The sequence below is a fragment of the Vibrio sp. A11 genome (assembly GCF_013048705.1).
GTDB lineage: Bacteria > Pseudomonadota > Gammaproteobacteria > Enterobacterales > Vibrionaceae > Vibrio > Vibrio metschnikovii.
This window is the reverse complement of sequence record NZ_VHSI01000002.1, coordinates 267592-289445: the sequence shown is the minus strand read 5'-3', so window position 1 is coordinate 289445 and position 21854 is coordinate 267592. Positions and strand designations below refer to the sequence as shown.

Genomic DNA, 21854 nt, shown 5'->3' with positions numbered 1-21854 from the left:
CTGGTCCGTTTTGAGCCTAGCTTTTCGGTTCAAAACGGATATCTTGCAAATTAAAACCGAGTTCAATGTCAGTTTTCAGGGTCGCAACTTGCTTGCAAATTCGTGCCATTTCAATCTCTTGATCGAGTTTTTTGCGATATTTACTGGCTAAGGCTTCACTGGCATAAGCGTGTTCAATGTCAGTAAATTGAGTGAGGATCGCTTGAGCTGCTTTAGGGCCGAGACCAGCGACACCTGGTACTTGGCTCGAACTCATGCCCGTTAGACCCCAATAGTCGGTCAATTGGCTTGGTTTGACGCCAAATTCTTGTTCAATAAATGGCGCATCTAGCCAGCGATGTTGAAAATAATCACGAATTTGTAAGGTTGGAGACAACAGCTGACAATAGCCTTTATCAGTGGAAATGATCGTTACTTTTTCACCATAACTCGCGACTTTGCAGGCAAGGGTTGCGACTAAATCATCCGCTTCATCACCTTCTGAAAGTAGTGAATCGATACCCAGTTCCCACCATGCTTGTTGAATTTGCTCCAAGCCGTTTTGCAAGCTGATGGGCATTGGCTTACGTCCTTGTTTATAGCTTGGCAGCAGTTCGGCACGCCAGCCACGATCTTGTAGCGTATGATCAAACACCGCAATCATGTGAGTCGGAGCGGATTCATTAATAATACGTTGTAAGGTGCGACAGGTGGTGTTGGCGGTGCGGGCGATATCGCTTTCATCGGGTTGAGCGGAATGCACTCTGCGGATCAGGTTTAACGCATCGATAATCACAAGATGAATAGACATAATCACCAAAAAATAAGGGCTGTTAGGCCCTTATTGTAATGAAATTAAAGCAGATTGCTATCCTTGCTGAGTGTCCACTAGGAGCTAATTCGATAGCAAGGCACATAAGCGGTTGAGCCAGGAAGCTTCATCCGATGTTGATTGACAAAGTCATTGAGTAATCGGTCCATTTTTTTCATTAATGCCGGTTCGCCATGCAGAGTAAACGGACCTTTCCGCTCAATCTCGCGGATCCCTTCCGCTTTGACATTACCAGCAACAATCCCAGAAAAAGCTTTGCGTAAGTTGGAAGCGAGAACTTCTGGGCGTTGATTAAGATGTAAATCCAAGCTCGCCATGCTGTCATGAGTCGGATCAAAGGGCAGTTGGAATTCTGGTTCAATTTTTAATGACCAGTTATAACTGTACGCATCGTCGTGATCTTTTCGATGCTGACGAACCAGTGGCATGGCATCTTTCATAATTCTTGCCGCTTGAACCGGATCATCAATCACAATCGTGTAGTGTTTGCGGGCTTCTTCACCCAGCGTACTACCAATAAATTGATCGATTGAGCGGAAATACGCTTCGCTCTCTTTTGGACCCGTCAATACAATCGGCATTGGTTGGTCTGCATTATCCGGGTGCATCATGATCCCGAGAATATACAGCAGCTCTTCTGCGGTTCCTGGGCCTCCAGGGAAAATGATGATTCCGTGTGCCATTCGGGCAAAGGCTTCAAGACGCTTTTCGATATCAGGCATAATCACCAATTGATTGACGATCGGGTTTGGTGGCTCGGCAGCAATGATTGACGGTTCAGTTAAGCCCAAGTAGCGCTGTTGCTGATAGCGTTGTTTGGCATGGCCAATAGCCGCGCCTTTCATTGGCCCTTCCATGGCTCCGGGCCCACATCCGGTACAGATATTGAGTTCTCTTAGCCCTAATTCATGGCCAACTTCACGGGTATATTGATATTCGGTCTCATTGATGGAATGCCCACCCCAACAGACGACAAGGTTAGGTTCTACCCCTGTCACCAAAGTGCCTGCATTGCGTAAGATACTGAATACTAAATTAGTGATATGGCTGGCATTGGTCAGGTTCAGTCTTTGATTTTCAGATAAGTGCATGTTGACGTAAACAATATCACGTAGCACAGCAAACAGATGTTCTTGAATCCCTTTGATGATTTGCCCATCGACAAATGCTTGTTCTGGCGGATTGGTGAGCTCGAGTTTAATGCCTCGCTCACGACGCAGTACGGTGATATCGAAGTTTTTGTACTGTTCGAGCATTTCTTTGGAGTTATCGGTATGGCTTCCGGAATTGAGTACTGCCAAGCTACAATTGCGATACAGCTGATAGAGATCACTGGATGCGGTTTTTTTGAGTCTTTCTACTTCAAGCTGCGACAGTAAATCCATACTGCCGGCTGGGCTAACTTGAGTGATCATCTTGACCTCCTTAACAATCGGGGGAGAAGTGCTATTTGTCCTATGCCACCAATGCACTCTTCAATCATAGTCGTTATTGATGGAGATAGAGTTTACACGGGTGACTTAGGGGGAACACTCTGTCGTATCGGGATGCCATTTTAGTTCGTTTAGATTCAACAGTCTGAAATGGCTTATTAATCTTGTGCGTAACAATGGTTTTGGAAAACATCGCTAGGCGCAAGATGTGAAATGAGTCACTAAGTTTACGGCAAATGGTTAAATGTTGTTCGTTTGGTGGCTTATTTCCAAGCCAGTTGATTAGGACCATAAGGCTTCATCTCCTGTAGGGAACGATGCAACCGTTCAAGAACAATTTCTGGTGTATCGGCTTCTTTAAAGTGGGTTGAAGCGGCACTAAGAGTGATGGTGATCTGTTTATCGCGAAATTTAAAAGGCAGTCTAGCCACATTACGCTGTATTTTTTGTATAACCTGATGGCACTCATTATCGGCGCGTTCTGGCAACAGTAAGATGAATTCTTCTCCTGAAAAACGCGCGGCGGTATCGGTTTTTTCCAGCTCTTTATGAATGGTTCGAGCAATCACTTTTAACGCTTTATCCCCAGCAAGATAACCAAAACTTTCATTAATCGCTTTAAAAGCATCAATATCTAAAATCACCAAACGCAAATTATGCTGCGTGCGAATCCAGCGCCGATACTCTAATTCTAATCGATCATTAAACGCAGTGCGGTTATACAATTTGGTCAGTGGATCTTGCAGTAGTCGCTGCGCTTGATCTTCTAATCGACGGCGATAATCTTGAGTCAGTTCTAGCAAGGTTTCCATTTGGTGCTGGGTATATTGCATACGTTCAATCAGCACTTGTTCTCGTTGTTCAGCATGAATCAAACGCTCGGATAAGGCTTCAATTTCACTAAATACCGCACTTACAGGCTTATTGGATTCGTTGGCTTGAGATGATAAAGCATGCTGGCCGCGGTTGACGAGGTGAAGGAGATCTTGATGCATATGTTGGCGATGCTGTTGATAATGGGTGCTTTGCTCAAGATTAACGCGGGTGCTTTGCAGATTTTTCGATAATGAACTATTGATTTGTTCGAGGAATTTCTCCGAGTTTTTACGCTCATATTGAGTACCATCGATGACTAATTTCAGCACTTGCAAAGCCAGCTCAAGTAACCCTTGGCTATTAACCCCAAGCAGCAGCTTGCTGCGGATATCCGTCAGTAAATCTCCAGCCTCACCTTCAAAATCCAGCTCGGTGATCAGGTGCTGTAGTTCATCACTGAGCTGAGTCAGGAGTGCTTTATCGCCGCAATGGGGAGCTTCTTGATGCCCGAGATTAGGATTATGAGCAAAAATTTTCATCGCACGTTGGTATAAATGTAATAGACGCAACGCTTGATCTTGCTGATTGATGGTGTGATTGGTGCTTAACAGTTGCTGAACATCGCGTTTCAGTTTGATGGGTAATCCCGGTAGATACAACAGGGTCTCTGCACACTGTTTCACTCGGACATCCATAGGGTGAGTTTGATGTTCATCGTTCGACGTTTGTGATTTCAACATGCGCTCCAGTACGGCTAAACCAGGAAAATTGAGCTAGTCTTTAACGGCCAATTTACAGTATCTCAAGGATGAGACGCTATTTATCAATCTGTCGATAATAACAAATAATTGGTGAAGGTCATTAGCTCAATCTGTTAACCGCATAGCATTTATCCATCTTTTAAGAACTTTTTAATCTGCTCTTCATCACGATAAGATGAGTGAACCTTAATCAGTCCTTGATTGATCGCTTGTTGACACGATTTTCGGATGTTACTTGAGGCGAAACTGGCCGCAGGGGCGTTATCAATCGCCTTAAAGTAGACCCAATGGCTGGTGTTGTCTTTTAGGCTCAGCTCTCTGGCGACCCCTGTAGCCATCAATAAAATATCCAACAATTCTTTATCATTAATGGCGGTGTAGGCTCTGGGTAAAAAAGGATAATCGGCAATTCCCAAGCGAATGGTTCGGTTTAAACGCCGCTCTGGTTGGAACTGATTGATTAAGTCTTGGACTTTATTAAACAGCTCTTCTGGTGGCCGATCTCTATCGATATTCGGTTCAATGTACAGTAAGTTTGCATCCGAGAAATGATAGAGCCGGGCTGGTTCTTCAAGATGGTCAGTTAAAAAACGCCCAAACGCATGTTCGAGCTCTACGCCTGCCGTATAGCCATGTTGTAAGTACATACTACGCAGAAAAGGGAGATCAATCATCGCGAAGCGTAAGCGATCATTTAACGGTTCATGAATCAATTCACCAATTAACCACTGCTCGTAATTATAGCTACTGCGTTGAAGAGAAGAGAGTAACTTCGCATTGAGCATTCTTAGGTTGGGTAAACGAGAGCGAGAATGCGTGAATAAATGGCTATTCAGTTCATCGATTTCGTCTTGTTGGTTTTGGATAATATAACCACGACGCATCAGGTAGAGAAACAACACAATGCTGGTTAAAAATAGCGTAAAAGCGATTTTTTGAAATTTGCTGTATTCACGTTGAGTCGCTTGTAGGGCTTTTTCTTGGCCAACTAAATGCAGTGTTTGTTCAACAAATTCTTTTTGCTGGCGAAAGGCATCTTCACTAATTTGGTTAAGCTGAGCTTGGCGAAGTTGAGTGATTTGGTGACTTTTTTTACTCCATTCTAACGCGGGTAAATACTGCTCTTTTTGCTCATAACCTAAGGAAAGAAGTTGATAGGCTTGCGCTTCAATGTCCATGTCGTGTAGCGTTTCATTAAACTTTAGTGCCTCTTGAGCGTAGTCAATCACTTGTTTATTGTTTTGCTGAGAGAGGGCTAACTGAGCACTAAGTAAGGCCGCTCGTGCTTGTAGATGTCGATTGTGGCTGTATTGCAGTAGTTCTTTCGCTACGGTTAGATACTGTTCGGCCAACGTATAGTTATAGAGCTGCCGATAAGTCGCGGATAAACTTAACCGAACATCAATCACACTGGCCAGATTGAGTTCACTGCTTTCATGATCGATAACATTAAAATAATGCACCAAGGCTAAATTATATTTACCTTGTTGAAAATAAACGTCACCCATCCGTTTAAGTACAGAAACAAGGATCGGCGATTTTTCATAGTTACCATAAAACTCGGCGGCTTGAGAGAGATGAACTAAAGCTTTATCCAGCACTCGCCGTTCATAAAACAGCTGTGCTAATAGGTTATTGGTTTTTGCTAATTCTGCGCTGGCATTGGTTTCTATCGCTCCCCAATAAGCCGTGAGTAGCTCAGATAAAGCTAAATTGTAGAGTTTATGGTGTAAATAGTGCTCTCCGACGATCACGTGATATTCAATCAAGGGTTTTTTGGCTTGCAATGATTCAAGGTAAGGTTTGGCTTCTGCAAACAGTTGATTAGCCAGAGTAAGCTCGTTATTTTGTGATGCAATTTCTGCGCTGAGCATGGTGATATGGTAATCAATCTGTTTAGAGAGGCGATGTTCTTCGAGCAAGAGAGGGTGCTGATTGGTGATCTCGCGCAGTTGTTGACGAGCGGCATCGGCATCGTGATTGTGTCGCCACTGTAAACGAATCGTCATAATATCTAGCTCTAACGCCAAATAAGGAAGCTCATGCTCTTGCGCGAGCTGTTTGGCTTCATCGAGCGTATCAAACGCCGTTTGTGTATTACCCAAGATAAACTCAGCAGTGGCTAAAATTTTTAGCGCATCAATGGTACTGCTTGGCGTTCGAATGCGGCTATCGGTTTCATCTCGACTAATATTGGACGGTGTTTTTTCGGTTTTATCCGCCAGCTTACGCTGCTCTAAATACTCTTCGACGAGATTTTTGGCCTGAATGGGAGAAATCTCCAATAAACCGTGTGCTTCGTTAAGTTGCGGCAAAGCGTAGACGGCGGCTTTTACCCAAGGAGAAATGCTCAGTAGGAGTAGGCAAACGTAAGGTATCCAGCGGAAAGAGGGCATTATAATGGGCGTCCTTTTATTGGCGAGCCATGCGCAAATTGTGCTCAGGTGAAGGCCGTTCGGTTGAGCGGAATGGATTGATGTCTAAGCCGCCTCGACGTGTGTAACGCGCCAATACAGTGAGTTGTTTAGGTTGGCAGTAACGACACAAATCGTGGAAAATTCGCTCAACGCATTGCTCGTGAAATTCATTATGCTCACGGAATGAGACAATATAACGCAATAATGCTTCGCGTTGTATTTTTGGCCCGTGATAGGTGATTTCAACACTGCCCCAATCGGGTTGATTGGTGATCAAGCAGTTTGATTTGAGTAAGTGGCTGTGCAGCGTTTCGGTGACGATTTCAGCATCCGTCGCTTGTTCCAATAAGCTCGCATCAAACTGATAGTGTTCGATTTCAATATCTTGCTGATCAATACATTCTCCTTGCATCGAAACAATCGGTTGATTGGTATAGTGATCCAGTGAGAATAACCGTACTTCAACGGTTTCACCGGCGCACGCCGACAGATCGTTAATTAAGTGAGTTTGTACCGTTTGCCAGTCTTGAAAACGAGATTGATTGAAGCTGTTTAAATACAGTTTGAACGATTTAGACTCAATTAAGTTAGCGCTGGTGGCTGGAATGCGCACTTCACCAATCGCCACTTGTGGTAGACCGTTACTGTTTAGCCAAGAGAGCTCATATAAAGTCCAAATGTCACAGCCTTGAAAGGGGAGTGTCTCACCAAGATCGAGATCGTTGCGGTTGAGGCTACGTGGCACTGGCTGCAACAAACTTGGGTCATATTGGCTGGCATAGGCAGTGGCTTTGCCAAGAGTTAAGCCAGATAGCTCTTTGGCATCAGAATATTTGCTCATCATTTATCATCAAATCGATTAGAATAATCAGAATTTTACGCAATACTGCTCACGCTGTCATTAGCGTTTGTTGTCAGTTTCGTTATGGAGAACCCTATGGCTCATTTGGTCGCCGCCGCGTTGCGTGATTTCTCGCAACGTTATCTTCAAGCTTATCAACAGAGACATCATCATCTGCCTAGTAGCGATGAGTTAAGCCATATGCCTTCCCCTTGCATTGAGCAGCAAAGTAACAATAGCGTTTATTGGCAGCCGGTGGAACGTGAGCACAGTGCTGATTTACAGGCGGTGGAGCAGGGAATTGAGCTGAGTTTACATAGTGATATTGCGCCATTTTATGGCAGCCAATACAGTGGCGATTTACCGGCAACGTGGCGCGGTCACTCGCTGACGTTATTGCAAGTCTGGAGTGATGACGATTATCTTCGTTTACAGGAAAATATTCTTGGCCACTTGGTGATGCAACGGCGTTTAAAACAAAAGCCCACCATTTTTATTGCGACCACAGACGATGAAATGGCGGTGGTGTCGATTTGTAATCTCACTGGGAATGTGATTAGAGAAACGTTAGGTACCGACGAGCGGGAAGTCTTGTGCGCCGATGTGGCGGATTTTTTAAACCAACTTGAGCCAGCGGTGTAGAACGATGTATGTAGTAGAGCTTGAGTTTGAATGTTTTGATAACACGACCATCAGTGCGGTAGATAAAGCGGTCAACGGTTTGATGGATGCCTTGCGCTATAACGGTCAAGTATTGGGTAGAGAGTTTCCGCTGGTGCTTGGTGATGGCGAGTTTTTCTTGCGCGCCGTGTGCCCAGAGCAAGATAGTTTGCACCCGAAATACCATTCAGATTTTGTCAAAGCTTGCTTGCATCGCTTATCGGAGGCTTGTTTACTGGCGCCTAAAGTGCGTTTGCTTGGCCGTGATATTAACTCAGAACAAGCAGCAGACTGCGAGCCACCGAGTTGGCAGGTGCTATACACCACTTATGTGCATACTTGCTCGCCACTTCGTAGCGGCGATACTCTATTGCCCATCCCTTTGTATCGTAATTCGCCTACTTTTAATGGTGACCATAAAGCGGTGATCAAATGGCAAACGGAATGGCAAGCTTGTGATGAAATTCAGATGGCAGGAGGCTGCAAAGCTGAACACGCCGCGCTGCATGAGCTGTGTGATATTGATAGCGATCTATTTCGTCGTGGTTGGGATTTACGGGGACGTATCGAGTATTTAACCAAGATCCCGACCTATTACTATCAGTACCGAGTGGGTGGAACGAGCTTAGCCGATGAGCAAGCTCGTCCTTGTCCTAAGTGTGGCGGCGCGTGGTTACTGGATGAGCCTATCCATGAGATTTTCCATTTTAAATGCGATGACTGCAAAATCGTTTCTAATCTCTCTTGGGATCATTTGAAAAATGAGCCCGTCGCTTGATCCTAATCGCGAGCATTGACTGATGACCGCGAATAAAAAAGAGACCAGCCAGTGGCGGTCTCTTTTTTGTCGTGCATTTTCAGTAGTGTTGGTCAATTACCAGCCTTTGACTGCGCCACCATGGAAAATTTCTGAGGCGGCTTTATACACGTCGTCAGTTTGATATGCTTTGAGGAAATTTTGTACGTTCTCAGCATTAACATTATCTTGACGAGCAACCAGTAGGTTCACGTAAGGTGAGTTTTTATCTTCGACAAAAATACCGTCTTTTTCAGGGGTAAGATTAATCGAGCTGGCGTAAGTGGTGTTAATGATGGCTAGTGCGACATCATCCAAAGCGCGAGGTAGCTGAGCGGCGTCCAGTTCCATAATGCGCAGGTTTTTCGGATTGTCAGTGATATCACGTACGGTCGCAAGTAGGCCAATATCATCACGTAAGGTGATTAAACCTTGTTGTTGTAGCAGCAATAAAGAGCGACCTAAGTTGGTTGGGTCATTGGGCACCGCGACTCGTGAACCGGTAGCTAATTCATCAAGAGTGGTGATTTGTTTTGAATAGCCAGCGATAGGATAAACAAAAGTGTTACCAACAATCGCTAGCTTATAGCCGCGATCGGCAATTTGGCGATCTAAATAAGGTTTATGTTGAAATGCGTTAGCATCAATCGAACCATCGTTAAGCGCAGCGTTTGGGGTCACATAGTCAGAAAATGTCACCAGTTGAACATCCAGATTGTAGCGCTCTTTGGCTACGCGAGCCGCCACTTCCGCCACTTGTTCTTCAGCACCGGCAATCACGCCAACTTTGATTTTGTTCATGTCGACCGCTTTTTCGCCGCATCCCGTTAATACAATAGCCGCGGCAGCAATCGCCAATAAACCTTTAAGTGAAAACTTCATTATTATCTCCTTGTTATATAAACATTATTATCTATGATCAACGCGGCGCACTAAGTGGTCACCAACCGATTGAATAATTTGTACCAAAATAATTAGCATGATGACGGTGACGGTCATGATGGTGACGTCGTAGCGATGAAAGCCATAACGAATCGCCACATCACCTAAACCGCCGCCTCCCACGGTGCCTGCCATGGCTGAGTAGCTGACTAAGGTCACCAAGGTGATGGTTACCGAGTTTAAAATGGTTGGCATAGCTTCAGGTAACAGGACTTTACGAATTATTTGTAAAGGCGTTGCGCCCATGGCTTGCGCCGCTTCAACCAGTCCGCTTGGCACTTCAATTAATGCTCCTTCAATTAAACGGGCAACAAAAGGAATCGCACCGATGGTTAAAGGGACAATTGCCGCAGTGGTGCCAATGAAAGTACCGACCAGCATTTTGGTGATCGGAATGATAGCCACCATCAACACCAAAAACGGAATCGAGCGGCCAATATTGACGATAGCGCCAAGGACACGGTTCAGTTTGGTATTTTCCAATAACCCGCCTTGTTTGGTGGTATGTAAAATAACCCCGAGTGGAATGCCGATTGCGAAGCCAATAATGCCAGCGACTGCCACCATATAAATGGTTTGCCAAGTGGCGCTGAGTAGTAAATCACCATTAAAAGCGATCCAGTCGATAATCGTATTAAAGGACATAACCAAGCACCTCAACTTTTACATTATTGTCGCGAAGATAGTCTATCGCCGCCGCAGCATTATCATCATCACCGAAAATTTCCGCCACCATCATGCCAAATTTCACCCCGCCAGCGTAATCAAGATCAGAGCTTAAGATACTGACGTCAATATTAAATTTACGGGCGATTTGTGACATTAATGGCGCGTCAACAGTGGCTCCTGTGAATTCCAAGCGCACTAACGGATAGCTTCCAGCCACACGAGTCGGTTGTAAGCGAGCCTGATAATCTTCAGGAATAGACAGATCTAACGTTGAGCGAATAAATTGATGGGCTAATTGGGTTTTAGGATGTGCGAAAATATCGCCTACCGTGCCTTTTTCCACCAATTCGCCATCACCGATGATCGCCACTTGGTGACAAATGCTTTTCACGACATCCATTTCATGGGTGATAAGTAAAATTGTGATATTCAGTTTGCGGTTAATTTCTTTCAGCAGCTCTAAAATTGATTGAGTTGTCGCCGGGTCAAGCGCACTGGTGGCTTCATCACATAACAGCACTTTGGGTTCGCAAGCCAGCGCGCGAGCAATCGCCACACGCTGCTTCTGGCCGCCACTTAAATTGGCAGGATAGGTATGACGTTTATCCGCTAAACCGACGAGTGTTAGTAGCTCGCTAACTTTGTGCTCAATATGCTCATGGGTATGATTAGCCAGCTCTAATGGTAGAGCAATATTATCGAACACGGTACGGGAAGAAAGCAGATTAAAGTGCTGGAAAATCATCCCAATATTGCGTCTGGCTTGGCCTAATTGCTGATTCGTTAACTGAGTTAAATCAATCCCATCAACAATCACACGTCCACTGGTCGGTTTTTCTAATAGGTTAACGCAACGGATGAGAGTACTTTTCCCCGCTCCCGATGCGCCGATGACACCAAAAATCGTTCCTTGGCTAATCTCTAGATCAATGTTTTTCAAAGCGTGAATAGCTTTATCACCCTGATGAAAGACTTTATTAACTTGATGAAGTTGAATCATAAACGAAACCCGTATCGAGATAGGCGCATACACCTGAACTGTCCTTTGATTTGATGCTATGAGTTCTCGCTTTTTAAGTCAATAGATATTTTTACGTCTAGACGTCTAAATTGCTGTGAAATAAAAGTAATCAACTTAACGACTCATTAAGGAAGGAATAGTTGAAGTGCTGACGTTACTGGCAGTGATGCAATACTTTTGCGTGTAGCATCTTGAGTATAGTTGAGTATAATTCTTAGCAAATACATCCTAAGAGAGCAATATTTTGGCGAAACCTGCTGTGTTTTTGGATCGTGATGGTGTGATTAATGTCGATCATGGTTATGTGCACGATGAGCACGATTTTCATTTCATCGAAGGGGTCTTCACTGCGGCAAAGCAGTTAAAAGAGATGGGTTACTTATTGGTACTGGTGACCAACCAATCAGGGATAGCTCGTGGATTGTTTAGTGAAGATCGTTTTCTCTCTTTAACGCAATGGATGGATTGGAACTTTGTCGATCATGGTGTCGAGCTGGATGGTATCTATTATTGTCCACATCATCCAGAACATGGCGTTGAGCCGTATCGTCAAGAGTGTGATTGTCGTAAGCCTAAGCCGGGAATGTTGTTTTCTGCACGCGACTTTCTAAAAATAGACATGGCGAACTCAGTGATGATTGGTGATAAAGCGGAAGATATGATGGCTGCTCAAGCGGCAGACGTTGGGCGGAAAATTTTAGTGCGTACTGGTAAAGCGATTACTCCACAAGGTGAAGCGTTGGCTGAGGTTGTGTTGGAGAGTATTGCCGATGTGCCTGCTTATTTGGCAGCTCAATCGTTGGTGGCAAAGGATTAATGGCTAAAAAACTGACCATAACCGACATAGCTCGCCTTTCAGGTGTCGGTAAATCGACGGTATCTCGGGTATTAACCAATGATCCGAAAGTAAAACCTGAAACTCGGCAACGAGTCGAGCAGGTGATTGCCGAGTGCGGTTATGTACCTTCGAAGTCCGCTCAGTCGATGCGTGGCGGCAGTCAAAAAGTGGTGGGGGTGATTATTTCCCGCTTAGATTCGCCATCAGAAAATCGTTCGATCAGCAGTATGTTACAGGTGCTGTATGCGCACGGTTATGATGTGGTGATCATGGAGAGCCAATTTAATCGTGATAAAACCCGTGAGCATCTCAACGTACTTGAAAAGCGTAATGTCGATGGTGTGATTGTCTTTGGTTTTACCGATATTGATTTAACGTCATTAGCAGAGTGGCAAGATAAAGCGGTGTTGGTTGCCATGGATCATGATTCCATTTCTTCGATTAATTACGACCATCAAGCTTTAATTGAAGCAGCCTTAACCCATCTTAAGCATAAAGGATTAACCAATATTGCGTTTATTGGCGTTAATCCAAAAGATAAAACAACCGGTTTAATGCGCTTACAAGCTTATCTGAATTGGTGCCAACAGCAGGGTATCGAAGCCAGATTTGAAACCGGTGAGCTACACCATGAAAGCGCTTATCAGTTGGTTGATAACGTTTTAAATGCTCATACTGAGGCCATTGTCTGTGCCAGTGATACTTTGGCTTTGGGCGTCATTAAGCGCTTACAAGAGCAGCAGCGTGATGACATTGTTGTAACGGGTGTCGGTGGTAATGAGCTGCTGTCTTTTTTATTTCCTAACATCTATAGCGTTGATCCGGGTTATCGTCAGGCTGGCAAGCAAGCCGCAGAGCTACTCATTAAACACTTATCTGGTGAGTTAACCGAACCGGTACATTTAACTCAACCCCCCGCTTATTTTAGATAACGCCATGAGTGTTGGGCTTTCTAGGTGATCTGAAAACTCTTCATAATTATCAGTGGGTTATTCTTCATTTTACGTTAACTCTGTATGGTCGGAGTTAACGTATTTTATCCCCACTTTCTTTTAACGCGACGACCTTTGTTAACCTAGCGACCACTGCAAATTCTTTGGATGTTGCGTATCTCTTTTACTATTGATGATTCGATTGTTTGTGATCGCTTTCAATTAATGGGATTGTTCCCATTTTGGTTTTTCATTCATTGTGCCATTATTCAATCAGATTTGGGATTGTTCCCATGGTAAGTTCAACTATTATAAGTAAAAACCAAATAGGGTGGATAAGGGTATGGGTAAGATAGTCAAACAAGACGTGGTACGTCTTATTGAGCTGATCGGCGGTAATGAAAATATTGCTAGTGTCAGCCACTGCTTAACTCGCTTACGTTTTGTATTAAATGATACTGAAAAAGCCGACATTAAGCAGATTGAAACCATTGGTATGGTCAAAGGTTGCTTTACTAATGCTGGGCAATTTCAAGTGGTGATTGGTACTGAGGTTGACGAGGTTTATAAAATCTTGCTGCAACTGACGGGTAAATCAGAAGCGTCAAAAGACGATGCCAAACTTGCCGCGCGTAAAAATATGAATGCGTTAGAGCGTGGTATTTCCCATTTAGCTGAAATCTTTGTCCCTCTATTACCAGCGATCATCACCGGTGGTTTGATTTTAGGTTTCCGCAATGTGATTGGCGACATCAAGATGTTTGATGGCCAAACATTAACTGAAATTAGCCAGTTTTGGGCCAGTGTCCATGCCTTTTTATGGTTAATTGGTGAAGCGATTTTCTTCTTCTTACCGGTCGGGGTGTGTTGGTCGACGGTCAAGAAACTCGGTGGGACACCGATTTTGGGGATTACCCTTGGGGTAACCTTGGTTTCTCCGCAATTGATGAACGCCTATCTGATCGGTACTCAAGTACCAGAAGTGTGGGATTTTGGCTGGTTTGCGATTGAAAAAGTCGGCTACCAAGCTCAGGTTATTCCTGCCATTCTTGCTGGGGTGGTGTTGGCCTTTATTGAAACCAATCTCAAACGCATTATTCCTGCTTATTTGTATTTAGTCGTTGTTCCTTTTGTATCGATTATTCTGGCGGTGATTTTAGCCCATGCATTCATTGGTCCATTTGGACGTGTGATTGGTGATGGGGTAGCGTTTGCGGCTAAAGCGGCGATGACGGGTGATTTTGCGGTGTTGGGCTCAATGGTGTTTGGCTTCCTCTATGCACCACTGGTGATCACCGGGATTCACCACACCACTAACGCGGTTGATTTGCAACTTATGCAGCAACTCGGTGGTACACCGATTTGGCCACTGATTGCTCTTTCTAATATTGCTCAAGCATCTGCTGTGGTTGGCATCATCATTATCAGTAAGAAACATGGTGAACGCGATATTTCAGTGCCAGCGGCAATTTCCGCTTATCTTGGTGTGACTGAACCTGCGATGTACGGTATTAACCTTAAGTATAAATTCCCAATGTTGAGCGCGATGATTGGTAGTGCACTGGCCGCGGCAATTTGTGGTAGTGCTGGCGTTATGGCTAATGGCATCGGCGTTGGTGGCTTGCCAGGTATTCTCTCCATTCAACCGCAATATTGGCTGACTTTCTTAGTCGCGATGGTGGTGGCGATTATCGTTCCGGCTGCCTTGACCTTAGTGATGTACAAGCGTGCGTTAGCCAAAGGCGAATTAGAAGTCAGTAAAGCGTAACTAGCATTTTTAGAGTGGCTGATTGGCCACTCTGTTGATTATTTTGGTAAGTGAGTAAGTTATGAGTGCAGTTAATCAAGATCCGTTATGGTGGAAAACCGCCACCATCTATCAAATTTATCCGAAAAGCTTTTGCGATAGTGGCAATAAAGGCACTGGCGATATTCCGGGTATTATTTCTAAGCTCGATTATTTGCAGAAATTAGGCATCGATGCCATCTGGTTAACGCCGGTTTATCAATCGCCGATGATCGATAATGGTTATGATATTGCCGATTATTACGCCATTAACCCCGATTTTGGCACCATGGCTGACTTTGATCAGCTATTAGAACAGGCGCATCAGCGTGGTATTCGTATCATTATGGATATCGTGGTTAACCATACCTCCACGGATCATGCATGGTTTCAATCGGCTCTGGGTGATAAAAATAGTCCTTATCGTGATTACTATATTTGGCATGATCCGGTCGAGGGTGGTGTCCCCAATAATTGGCAATCAAAGTTTGGCGGCAGTGCGTGGGCGCTCGATAAATCGACCAATCAATATTATCTCCACCTATTTGCTGAGCAGCAGGCGGATTTAAACTGGGAAAACCCTCAGGTTCGCCAAGAAGTCAAAGATGTGATTGCATTCTGGGCTGAAAAAGGCGTTGATGGCTTTCGCTTAGATGTGATTAATTTAATCTCTAAGCAGCAGGATTTTCCTAATGATCAACAAGGGGATGGTCGCCGTTTTTATACCGATGGTCCACGGGTTCATGAGTACCTGCAAGAGATCAGCCGCGATGTATTCCAGCGTTATGGCAGCGTAACGGTGGGTGAAATGTCATCAACGACTTTAGAGCATTGCCAGCAATACTCTTCGTTAGACGGTAAAGAGCTGTCGATGGTATTTAATTTCCATCACCTTAAAGCCGATTATCTCAATGGTGAAAAGTGGACTAAAGCGCCGTTTGATTTTCTGCAATTGAAGCAAATTTTCAATCATTGGCAGACGGGGTTAAATGGTCAAGGCTGGGGAGCGCTATTTTGGTGTAACCACGATCAACCGCGGGTGGTTAGCCGTTTGGGCAATGACAGCCAATATCGGGTTGAATCAGCGAAAATGTTGGCGGCCTCGATTCATATGATGCAAGGGACTCCTTATGTCTATCAAGGGGAAGAGATTGGCATGACTAACCCTGGTTACACTTCCATTGAGCAGTATCGCGATGTGGAAAGCACCAATATGTATGACATTATGGTTAATCAGCAAGGGGTTAGTGATCAAGAGATGTTGGCGATTTTGGCGCAAAAATCTCGTGATAATTCTCGCACGCCGATGCAGTGGAACAGTCAAGCCTACGCTGGGTTTAGCCAAGGTCAGCCTTGGCTAGAAGTGGCGAGTAATTATCCACAGATCAATGCTGAACAAGCGCTGGCCGATAAAAATTCGGTGTTTTACTTTTATCAACGTTTGATTGAATTACGTAAAACCGTACCAGTCATCACCCATGGTGATTATCGAGATCTCTTGCCGTCACATCCGGCAATTTTTGCCTATCAACGTCAAGATGATCAGCAAATCCTGTTGTGTATTAATAACTACTACGATCAAGAAGAAGAGTGGGTGTTACCGGATGAGTTACCATTAGAAAATGCTCGTTATCTATTAGGTAATTATGCCGGTATTAAGCAGCAATCGGTATTAGCACATCAAGTTCTCCGTCCTTACGAAACGCGAGTGATAGTGATTGATCGATAATCCTGATTGAGTCTGTTTTAAGATTCGATGTTTGGCTTCACGTTTAATAATGTGAAGCCTTTTTTATTATCTGAAAGTCTACCTGCTAGAGGGGATAGTATGGATTGAAGATACAAAAAAGCCTGCTCTCTGAGCAGGCTTAATCGATATGGTGGAGGGGGACGGATTCGAACCATCGAAGGCGGAGCCGGCAGATTTACAGTCTGCTCCCTTTGGCCACTCGGGAACCCCTCCAAGGGGGTTTACGGATAACGTATTCGTTATCACGTCACTTAACTGACGTTTTCCCAACGCATCAATCAAGGGTTTCTCTTGCGAGAGAATATGGTGGAGGGGGACGGATTCGAACCATCGAAGGCGGAGCCGGCAGATTTACAGTCTGCTCCCTTTGGCCACTCGGGAACCCCTCCAGGGGGTTTACGGATAACATATTCGTTATCACGTCACTCAACTGACGTTTTCCCAACGCATCAATCAAGGATTTCTCTTGCGAGAGAATATGGTGGAGGGGGACGGATTCGAACCATCGAAGGCGGAGCCGGCAGATTTACAGTCTGCTCCCTTTGGCCACTCGGGAACCCCTCCAGGGGGTTTACGGATAACGTATTCGTTATCACGTCACTCAACTGACGTTTTCCCAACGCATCAATCAAGGATTTCTCTTGCGAGAGAATATGGTGGAGGGGGACGGATTCGAACCATCGAAGGCGGAGCCGGCAGATTTACAGTCTGCTCCCTTTGGCCACTCGGGAACCCCTCCAAGGGTTTACGGATTAACTAGATTCAATCCGAGGCTGAATCGACGTTTTCCCAACGCATCGCTCAGCTGCGGAGCGCATATTATCAAACTCGGCCTTACTGTAAACCCTTTTTTGATGATTTTGAATTGAATGCTGGCTTTTTGGGCAGAACATGGCAGATATTAAGGTTTATCTTCATTATGCTTGGTTTGCTTATGTTGTGATGGTGTAAGCCATCATCTTGCTCTCAAAGCCTTTATTAATGATGTTTATCGTCAATCATCAAAGTATTGCGAACGTTAGCGCCTCTATTCTAAGTTTTACTCACACGAGTAAACTTACCGTTTTTAAAAGTATCTTTACGTTACTTGACGTTTATTGTTCTTAGAAACGGTTACAATGGAATCAGTAACTTATTACCTGAACCTGATCATGAAAAAAATATCGCTACTTGTTGCTTTGTTATTCATCTCATTGCCGACTTTTTCGACTATGGCTTCTGCCCCGATGGCGACGCCTGTGGTGATTGAGTCAGTACAAGTACATCAAATTTCTCAACGTTTATCGTTAATTGGTAAATTAGTGGCTGATCAATCGATAAGTATTTCGGCCGAGGCGGCTGGACGAATCGATAGCATCATGGTTAAAAGCAATCAGTTGGTTAAAAAAGATCAATTGCTGATGACATTACACGATGCTAAAGCTCAAGCCGCCGTCAGCGAAGCGCAAGCTTATTTGCGTGATGAACAGCGTAAACTCGCGGAATATGAGCGCTTAGTGCAACGTAATGCGATTACACAAACCGAGCTGGACGCTCAACGTTCGAGCGTTGATATTGCTCAAGCAAGACTAGCGGCTGCTCAAGCTCAGTTGGCTGATTTTCGTATTACAGCGCCGTTTGATGGCACGATTGGCTTTATTGATTTTAATCGTGGTCAGTTAGTGAGTGTCGGGAACGAACTCATGACATTGGATAACCTATCGGTGATGCGCTTAGACTTACATGTACCAGAGCGTTATTTATCGAGTTTATCACGCGGGATGACCGTATTAGCACAAACGACCGCTTGGCCTGATCAAGTCTTCACCGGTACAGTCGTTGCGATCGATTCACGGATTAATCCAGAAACATTAAATTTACGCGTGCGGATAGAATTTAAGAATCCTCAGCAACGTCTTAAACCAGGGATGCTTATCTCTGCGCGACTCGATTTTCCGCCCATTTCCGCTCCGATCATTCCGGTACAAGCTTTAGAATATTCAGGCACCAAACGCTATGTCTATGTAGTTGGTGATGATCATCGAGTGACTCGTACAGAGGTGCTATTGGGCACTCGAATCGACAATCAAGTGGTGATTGAACGAGGATTAGAGATTGGTCAACGCATTGTGGTTCAAGGAATTGTCAATATGCGTGACGGGTTAAGCGTGAGAGAAGTCACAGCCGACGGTCAACCGATTAAGAAAGGCGCACAATAATGTTGTTATCGGATATCTCAGTAAAACGCCCCGTTGCGGCGGTGGTGTTAAGCTTACTATTGTGTGTTTTTGGTTTGGTTTCTTTTTCTAAACTTTCTGTACGTGAAATGCCGGATATTGAAAGTCCAGTGGTATCAATTTCGACACGATACAGCGGTGCTTCTGCGACCATTATTGAAAGTCAAATCACTTCAGTACTTGAAGACCAATTGGCCGGGATCAGTGGGATTGATGAAATTAGCTCAACCACCCGTAATGGCATGTCCCGAATTACCGTCACCTTTAAGCTTGGTTACGATTTAAATGAAGGGGTGAGCGATATTCGTGATGCCGTTGCGCGGGCGAAACGATCACTACCAGAGCAAGCTGATGATCCGCAGGTGTTTAAGAGTAATGGTTCGGGTGAGGCCTCGGTATACATTAACTTAAGCTCATCCACGATGGATCGTACTCAGCTTACCGATTATATCGATCGCGTACTGGTTGATAGGTTTAGCTTGATCAGTGGCGTTAGCTCAGTGGATATTTCGGGCGGCTTATATAAAGTCATGTACGTTCGTCTTAATCCAGAACAAATGGCAGGGCGCGGTATCACCACCACCGATATTACCAATGCATTACGACGAGAAAATATTGAAAGCCCCGGCGGACAAGTTCGTAATGATTCTACGGTGATGTCAGTGCGCACGGCGAGAAGCTATCAAAGTGAAGAGGATTTTCAGTCATTAGTGATTAAACAAGCCAGTGATAATACGCCGATCTATTTGCGCGATGTGGCGGATGTCTTTATCGGGGCGGAAAATGAAAACTCGACCTTTAAAAGTGATGGAGTGGTCAATGTCAGTATGGGGATTATTCCTCAATCTGACGCTAATCCGCTTGAGGTAGCAGCTCGGATTCATCAGGAAGTCGATCGTGTTCAGCCGTTTTTGCCAGAAGGGACTCGATTAGCAATTGATTACGACTCAACGGTGTTTATTGAGCGTTCGATTGAAGAGGTCTATAGCACGCTCTTTATTACCGGTGGGCTGGTGGTACTGGTGCTGTATATTTTTATTGGTCAAGCGCGTGCGACCTTAATACCTGCGGTTACCGTACCGGTTTCATTAATATCGTCGTTGATTGCTGCCTATTATTTTGGTTTTTCGATTAACTTGATCACGTTAATGGCGTTAATTTTAGCTATCGGATTGGTGGTGGATGACGCGATTGTGGTGATGGAAAATATCTATCATCATATTGAACAAGGAGAGAAACCCTTGCTGGCGGCTTATAAAGGGGCGCAGGAAGTGGGGTTTGCGGTGATTGCCACGACACTGGTTTTAGTGATGGTTTTTTTACCGATCTCGTTTATGGATGGCATGGTAGGGTTACTCTTCACTGAGTTTTCGGTGCTGCTAGCAATGTCCGTGATTTTCTCTTCTTTAATCGCGTTAACCTTGACCCCGGTTCTCAGCAGCAAAATCTTACGCGCCAATGTTAAACCGAACCGTTTTAATCGTATGGTCGATAAACTGTTTGCTCGATTAGAAGCCAACTATCGCCGTGCTTTACAACTCGCTTTACGTGCAAAGTGGGCCGCTCCGCTAGTGATCATCGCCTGTGTTGGGGGCAGCTATGCGCTTAATCAACAGGTTCCCGCTCAGTTAACCCCTTCTGAAGATCGCGGCGTGATTTTTGCGTTTGTGCGTGGTGCTGATGCGACCAGTTATAATCGCATGGCAGCTAATATGGATTTGGTCGAATCACGGTTAATGCCATTACTCGGCCAAGGCTTTTTAAAATCCTTTAGTATCCAATCACCAGCTTTTGGTGGTAACGCAGGGGATCAAACTGGCTTTGTGATCATGATCCTCGATGATTGGAATGAGCGCGATATCACCGCTCAACAGGCTTTGAATCATGTACGACAAGCGCTGGCGGGTATTCCTGATGTGCGTGTGTTCCCATTTATGCCGGGGTTCAGAGGCGGCTCTAGTGAACCGGTGCAGTTTGTTCTTGGCGGATCTGATTATGAAGAGCTACAACAATGGACTGAGGTGCTTAAACAGCGTGCAACAGAATCACAGATGATGACTGGTGTTGACAGTAACTATTCAGAGAAAACGCCAGAACTGGTTGTTTCGGTTGATCGTCAGCGTGCCGCTGAACTCGGTATCAGTGTGCAAGAGATTTCCAATACCTTAGAAGTGATGCTCGGTGGACAAAAGGTCACAACCTTTGTCGAGCGAGGGGAAGAATACGATGTGTATTTACGTGGTGACGAAAATCGCTTCAATAACGCTTCGGATTTGAGCCAGATCTATTTGCGAACAGCATCAGGGGAGTTAGTGACCTTAGATACTTTGACCCATATTGAAGAGGTTGCATCATCGATTCGTTTAGCGCGTTACAATAAGCAAAAAGCGATCACTATGACGGCTAACCTTGCCGAGGGGTATACCTTAGGCCAAGCGCTCGACTTTTTGGATAAGACAGCTCAAGAGATATTACCGAGTGATATCACCGTCAGTTACTCGGGGGAATCAAAAGATTTTCGAGAAAATCAATCCAGCGTTGCGATTGTCTTTGCATTAGCTTTGCTAGTCGCCTATTTGGTATTGGCAGCGCAATTTGAAAGCTTCATCAATCCATTAGTGGTGATGTTCACTGTGCCTATGGGCGTGTTCGGTGGATTTGTAGGGCTATTTGTCATGGGGCAGGGAATGAACATTTATAGCCAAATTGGGATGATCATGCTGATCGGTATGGTGACGAAAAATGGTATTCTGATTGTTGAATTTGCCAACCAGTTGCGCGATCGAGGTTATGAATTCGAGAAAGCCATCATTGATGCTTCTGCGCGACGTTTACGGCCGATTCTGATGACGGCGTTCACCACACTGGCTGGAGCGATACCACTGATTTTATCGACAGGAGCTGGCTATGAAAGTCGAGTCTCGGTAGGGACAGTGATTTTCTTTGGGATGGCGTTTGCGTCATTGGTGACATTATTTGTTATTCCAGCGATGTATCGATTGATTTCACAAACGACGCGTTCACCGGGGCACGTGGCTGCTGAATTGGACAAAGCGATCAGTCATGATGTGAAATCACGTGCAACCCATTAATCAATAATGAGCGCTGTTTTGATTAGCGTATAAAGAAAAACGCCTTAAACCGATGTCGGCTTAAGGCGTTTTT

General features: G+C 44.8%; 15 protein-coding genes, 4 tRNA genes and 1 pseudogene. 8 read left to right on the top strand and 12 right to left on the bottom strand.

What is annotated here, in order from left to right; genetic code table 11:
- Positions 1–16: 16 nt before the first annotated feature.
- From xni to queF, 5 genes and pseudogenes are all read right to left on the bottom strand, one after another.
- Positions 17–790 carry a flap endonuclease Xni gene (xni, locus tag FKQ60_RS03810; protein ID WP_004395746.1) on the bottom strand — a complete coding sequence of 258 codons (774 nt, stop codon included), beginning with the start codon at positions 788–790 and terminating at the stop codon, positions 17–19.
- 77 nt (positions 791–867) lie between these two features.
- Positions 868–2226: a nucleotide 5'-monophosphate nucleosidase PpnN gene (gene ppnN / locus FKQ60_RS03805; RefSeq protein WP_004395745.1), complete on the bottom strand. Its 1359-nt coding sequence runs from the start codon at positions 2224–2226 to the stop codon at positions 868–870.
- A gap of 281 nt (positions 2227–2507) precedes the next feature.
- Positions 2508–3824, bottom strand: a pseudogene (locus tag FKQ60_RS03800) (diguanylate cyclase); the annotation flags it as partial.
- A 125-nt stretch (positions 3825–3949) separates the two neighbouring features.
- Positions 3950–6217 carry a hypothetical protein gene (locus tag FKQ60_RS03795; protein WP_004395743.1) on the bottom strand — a complete coding sequence of 756 codons (2268 nt, stop codon included), beginning with the start codon at positions 6215–6217 and terminating at the stop codon, positions 3950–3952.
- 16 nt (positions 6218–6233) lie between these two features.
- Positions 6234–7079: an NADPH-dependent 7-cyano-7-deazaguanine reductase QueF gene (gene queF, locus FKQ60_RS03790; protein WP_004395742.1), complete on the bottom strand. Its 846-nt coding sequence runs from the start codon at positions 7077–7079 to the stop codon at positions 6234–6236.
- 96 nt (positions 7080–7175) lie between these two features.
- Here queF and syd point away from each other — a divergent pair, with 96 nt between their 5' ends.
- Positions 7176–7721, top strand: coding sequence for a SecY-interacting protein (gene syd / locus FKQ60_RS03785; RefSeq protein ID WP_040904570.1), 546 nt, complete (start codon positions 7176–7178; stop codon positions 7719–7721).
- A 4-nt stretch (positions 7722–7725) separates the two neighbouring features.
- Positions 7726–8517 (top strand): Zn-ribbon-containing protein, encoded by a 792-nt coding sequence (locus tag FKQ60_RS03780; protein ID WP_004395741.1) that lies wholly within the window; start codon positions 7726–7728, stop codon positions 8515–8517.
- 96 nt (positions 8518–8613) lie between these two features.
- Here FKQ60_RS03780 and FKQ60_RS03775 read toward each other — a convergent pair whose 3' ends face one another.
- The 3 genes from FKQ60_RS03775 to metN are packed head-to-tail and all read right to left on the bottom strand — an operon-like array spanning position 8614 to position 11146.
- A complete protein-coding gene (locus FKQ60_RS03775) occupies positions 8614–9417 on the bottom strand; it encodes a MetQ/NlpA family lipoprotein (protein WP_004395740.1) in 804 nt (267 codons plus the stop codon).
- A 27-nt stretch (positions 9418–9444) separates the two neighbouring features.
- Positions 9445–10122 carry a methionine ABC transporter permease gene (locus FKQ60_RS03770; RefSeq protein WP_004395739.1) on the bottom strand — a complete coding sequence of 226 codons (678 nt, stop codon included), beginning with the start codon at positions 10120–10122 and terminating at the stop codon, positions 9445–9447.
- Positions 10112–11146 carry a methionine ABC transporter ATP-binding protein MetN gene (gene metN, locus FKQ60_RS03765; protein ID WP_040904568.1) on the bottom strand — a complete coding sequence of 345 codons (1035 nt, stop codon included), beginning with the start codon at positions 11144–11146 and terminating at the stop codon, positions 10112–10114. Before metN ends, FKQ60_RS03770 begins: the two co-directional genes overlap by 11 nt.
- Before the next feature lie 265 nt (positions 11147–11411).
- Here metN and gmhB point away from each other — a divergent pair, with 265 nt between their 5' ends.
- The 4 genes from gmhB to treC all read left to right on the top strand — a co-directional run bounded on the left by gmhB (position 11412) and on the right by treC (position 16452).
- Positions 11412–11984: a D-glycero-beta-D-manno-heptose 1,7-bisphosphate 7-phosphatase gene (gmhB, locus tag FKQ60_RS03760; protein WP_004395737.1), complete on the top strand. Its 573-nt coding sequence runs from the start codon at positions 11412–11414 to the stop codon at positions 11982–11984.
- On the top strand, positions 11984–12937 hold the full coding sequence (treR, locus tag FKQ60_RS03755; protein WP_004395736.1) for a trehalose operon repressor TreR: 954 nt from the start codon (positions 11984–11986) through the stop codon (positions 12935–12937). The genes gmhB and treR overlap by 1 nt, the downstream gene beginning before the upstream one ends.
- Before the next feature lie 343 nt (positions 12938–13280).
- Entirely contained in the window at positions 13281–14705 is a 1425-nt protein-coding gene (gene treB / locus FKQ60_RS03750) for a PTS trehalose transporter subunit IIBC (RefSeq protein WP_154168774.1), read from the top strand.
- Between the two features lie 61 nt (positions 14706–14766).
- Positions 14767–16452: an alpha,alpha-phosphotrehalase gene (gene treC, locus FKQ60_RS03745; protein ID WP_170906039.1), complete on the top strand. Its 1686-nt coding sequence runs from the start codon at positions 14767–14769 to the stop codon at positions 16450–16452.
- A 149-nt stretch (positions 16453–16601) separates the two neighbouring features.
- Here the strand turns inward: treC and FKQ60_RS03740 are convergent.
- The 4 genes from FKQ60_RS03740 to FKQ60_RS03725 all read right to left on the bottom strand — a co-directional run bounded on the left by FKQ60_RS03740 (position 16602) and on the right by FKQ60_RS03725 (position 17212).
- Positions 16602–16686 (bottom strand) — tRNA-Tyr (locus tag FKQ60_RS03740).
- A gap of 91 nt (positions 16687–16777) precedes the next feature.
- Positions 16778–16862, bottom strand: a tRNA-Tyr gene (locus FKQ60_RS03735).
- Between the two features lie 90 nt (positions 16863–16952).
- A tRNA-Tyr gene (locus FKQ60_RS03730) sits at positions 16953–17037 on the bottom strand.
- 90 nt (positions 17038–17127) lie between these two features.
- Positions 17128–17212 (bottom strand) — tRNA-Tyr (locus FKQ60_RS03725).
- Positions 17213–17624: 412 nt separating this feature from the next.
- Here FKQ60_RS03725 and FKQ60_RS03720 point away from each other — a divergent pair.
- Positions 17625–18671: an efflux RND transporter periplasmic adaptor subunit gene (locus FKQ60_RS03720; protein WP_170906038.1), complete on the top strand. Its 1047-nt coding sequence runs from the start codon at positions 17625–17627 to the stop codon at positions 18669–18671.
- Positions 18671–21781 carry a vibriobactin export RND transporter permease subunit VexH gene (gene vexH / locus FKQ60_RS03715; RefSeq protein ID WP_004395732.1) on the top strand — a complete coding sequence of 1037 codons (3111 nt, stop codon included), beginning with the start codon at positions 18671–18673 and terminating at the stop codon, positions 21779–21781. Before FKQ60_RS03720 ends, vexH begins: the two co-directional genes overlap by 1 nt.
- Positions 21782–21854: the final 73 nt, after the last annotated feature.

Excerpts from the sequence above, each read along its gene's own strand:
- FKQ60_RS03720 (WP_170906038.1), top strand. The coding sequence starts at position 17,625 with ATGAAAAAAATATCGCTACTTGTTGCTTTGTTATTCATCTCATTGCCG.
- FKQ60_RS03795 (WP_004395743.1), bottom strand. The coding sequence starts at position 6,217 with ATGCCCTCTTTCCGCTGGATACCTTACGTTTGCCTACTCCTACTGAGC.
- FKQ60_RS03770 (WP_004395739.1), bottom strand. The coding sequence starts at position 10,122 with ATGTCCTTTAATACGATTATCGACTGGATCGCTTTTAATGGTGATTTA.
- metN (WP_040904568.1), bottom strand. The coding sequence starts at position 11,146 with ATGATTCAACTTCATCAAGTTAATAAAGTCTTTCATCAGGGTGATAAA.
- FKQ60_RS03775 (WP_004395740.1), bottom strand. The coding sequence starts at position 9,417 with ATGAAGTTTTCACTTAAAGGTTTATTGGCGATTGCTGCCGCGGCTATT.
- FKQ60_RS03780 (WP_004395741.1), top strand. The coding sequence starts at position 7,726 with ATGTATGTAGTAGAGCTTGAGTTTGAATGTTTTGATAACACGACCATC.
- treR (WP_004395736.1), top strand. The coding sequence starts at position 11,984 with ATGGCTAAAAAACTGACCATAACCGACATAGCTCGCCTTTCAGGTGTC.
- syd (WP_040904570.1), top strand. The coding sequence starts at position 7,176 with ATGGCTCATTTGGTCGCCGCCGCGTTGCGTGATTTCTCGCAACGTTAT.
- treC (WP_170906039.1), top strand. The coding sequence starts at position 14,767 with ATGAGTGCAGTTAATCAAGATCCGTTATGGTGGAAAACCGCCACCATC.
- vexH (WP_004395732.1), top strand. The coding sequence starts at position 18,671 with ATGTTGTTATCGGATATCTCAGTAAAACGCCCCGTTGCGGCGGTGGTG.
- queF (WP_004395742.1), bottom strand. The coding sequence starts at position 7,079 with ATGAGCAAATATTCTGATGCCAAAGAGCTATCTGGCTTAACTCTTGGC.
- xni (WP_004395746.1), bottom strand. The coding sequence starts at position 790 with ATGTCTATTCATCTTGTGATTATCGATGCGTTAAACCTGATCCGCAGA.
- ppnN (WP_004395745.1), bottom strand. The coding sequence starts at position 2,226 with ATGATCACTCAAGTTAGCCCAGCCGGCAGTATGGATTTACTGTCGCAG.
- treB (WP_154168774.1), top strand. The coding sequence starts at position 13,281 with ATGGGTAAGATAGTCAAACAAGACGTGGTACGTCTTATTGAGCTGATC.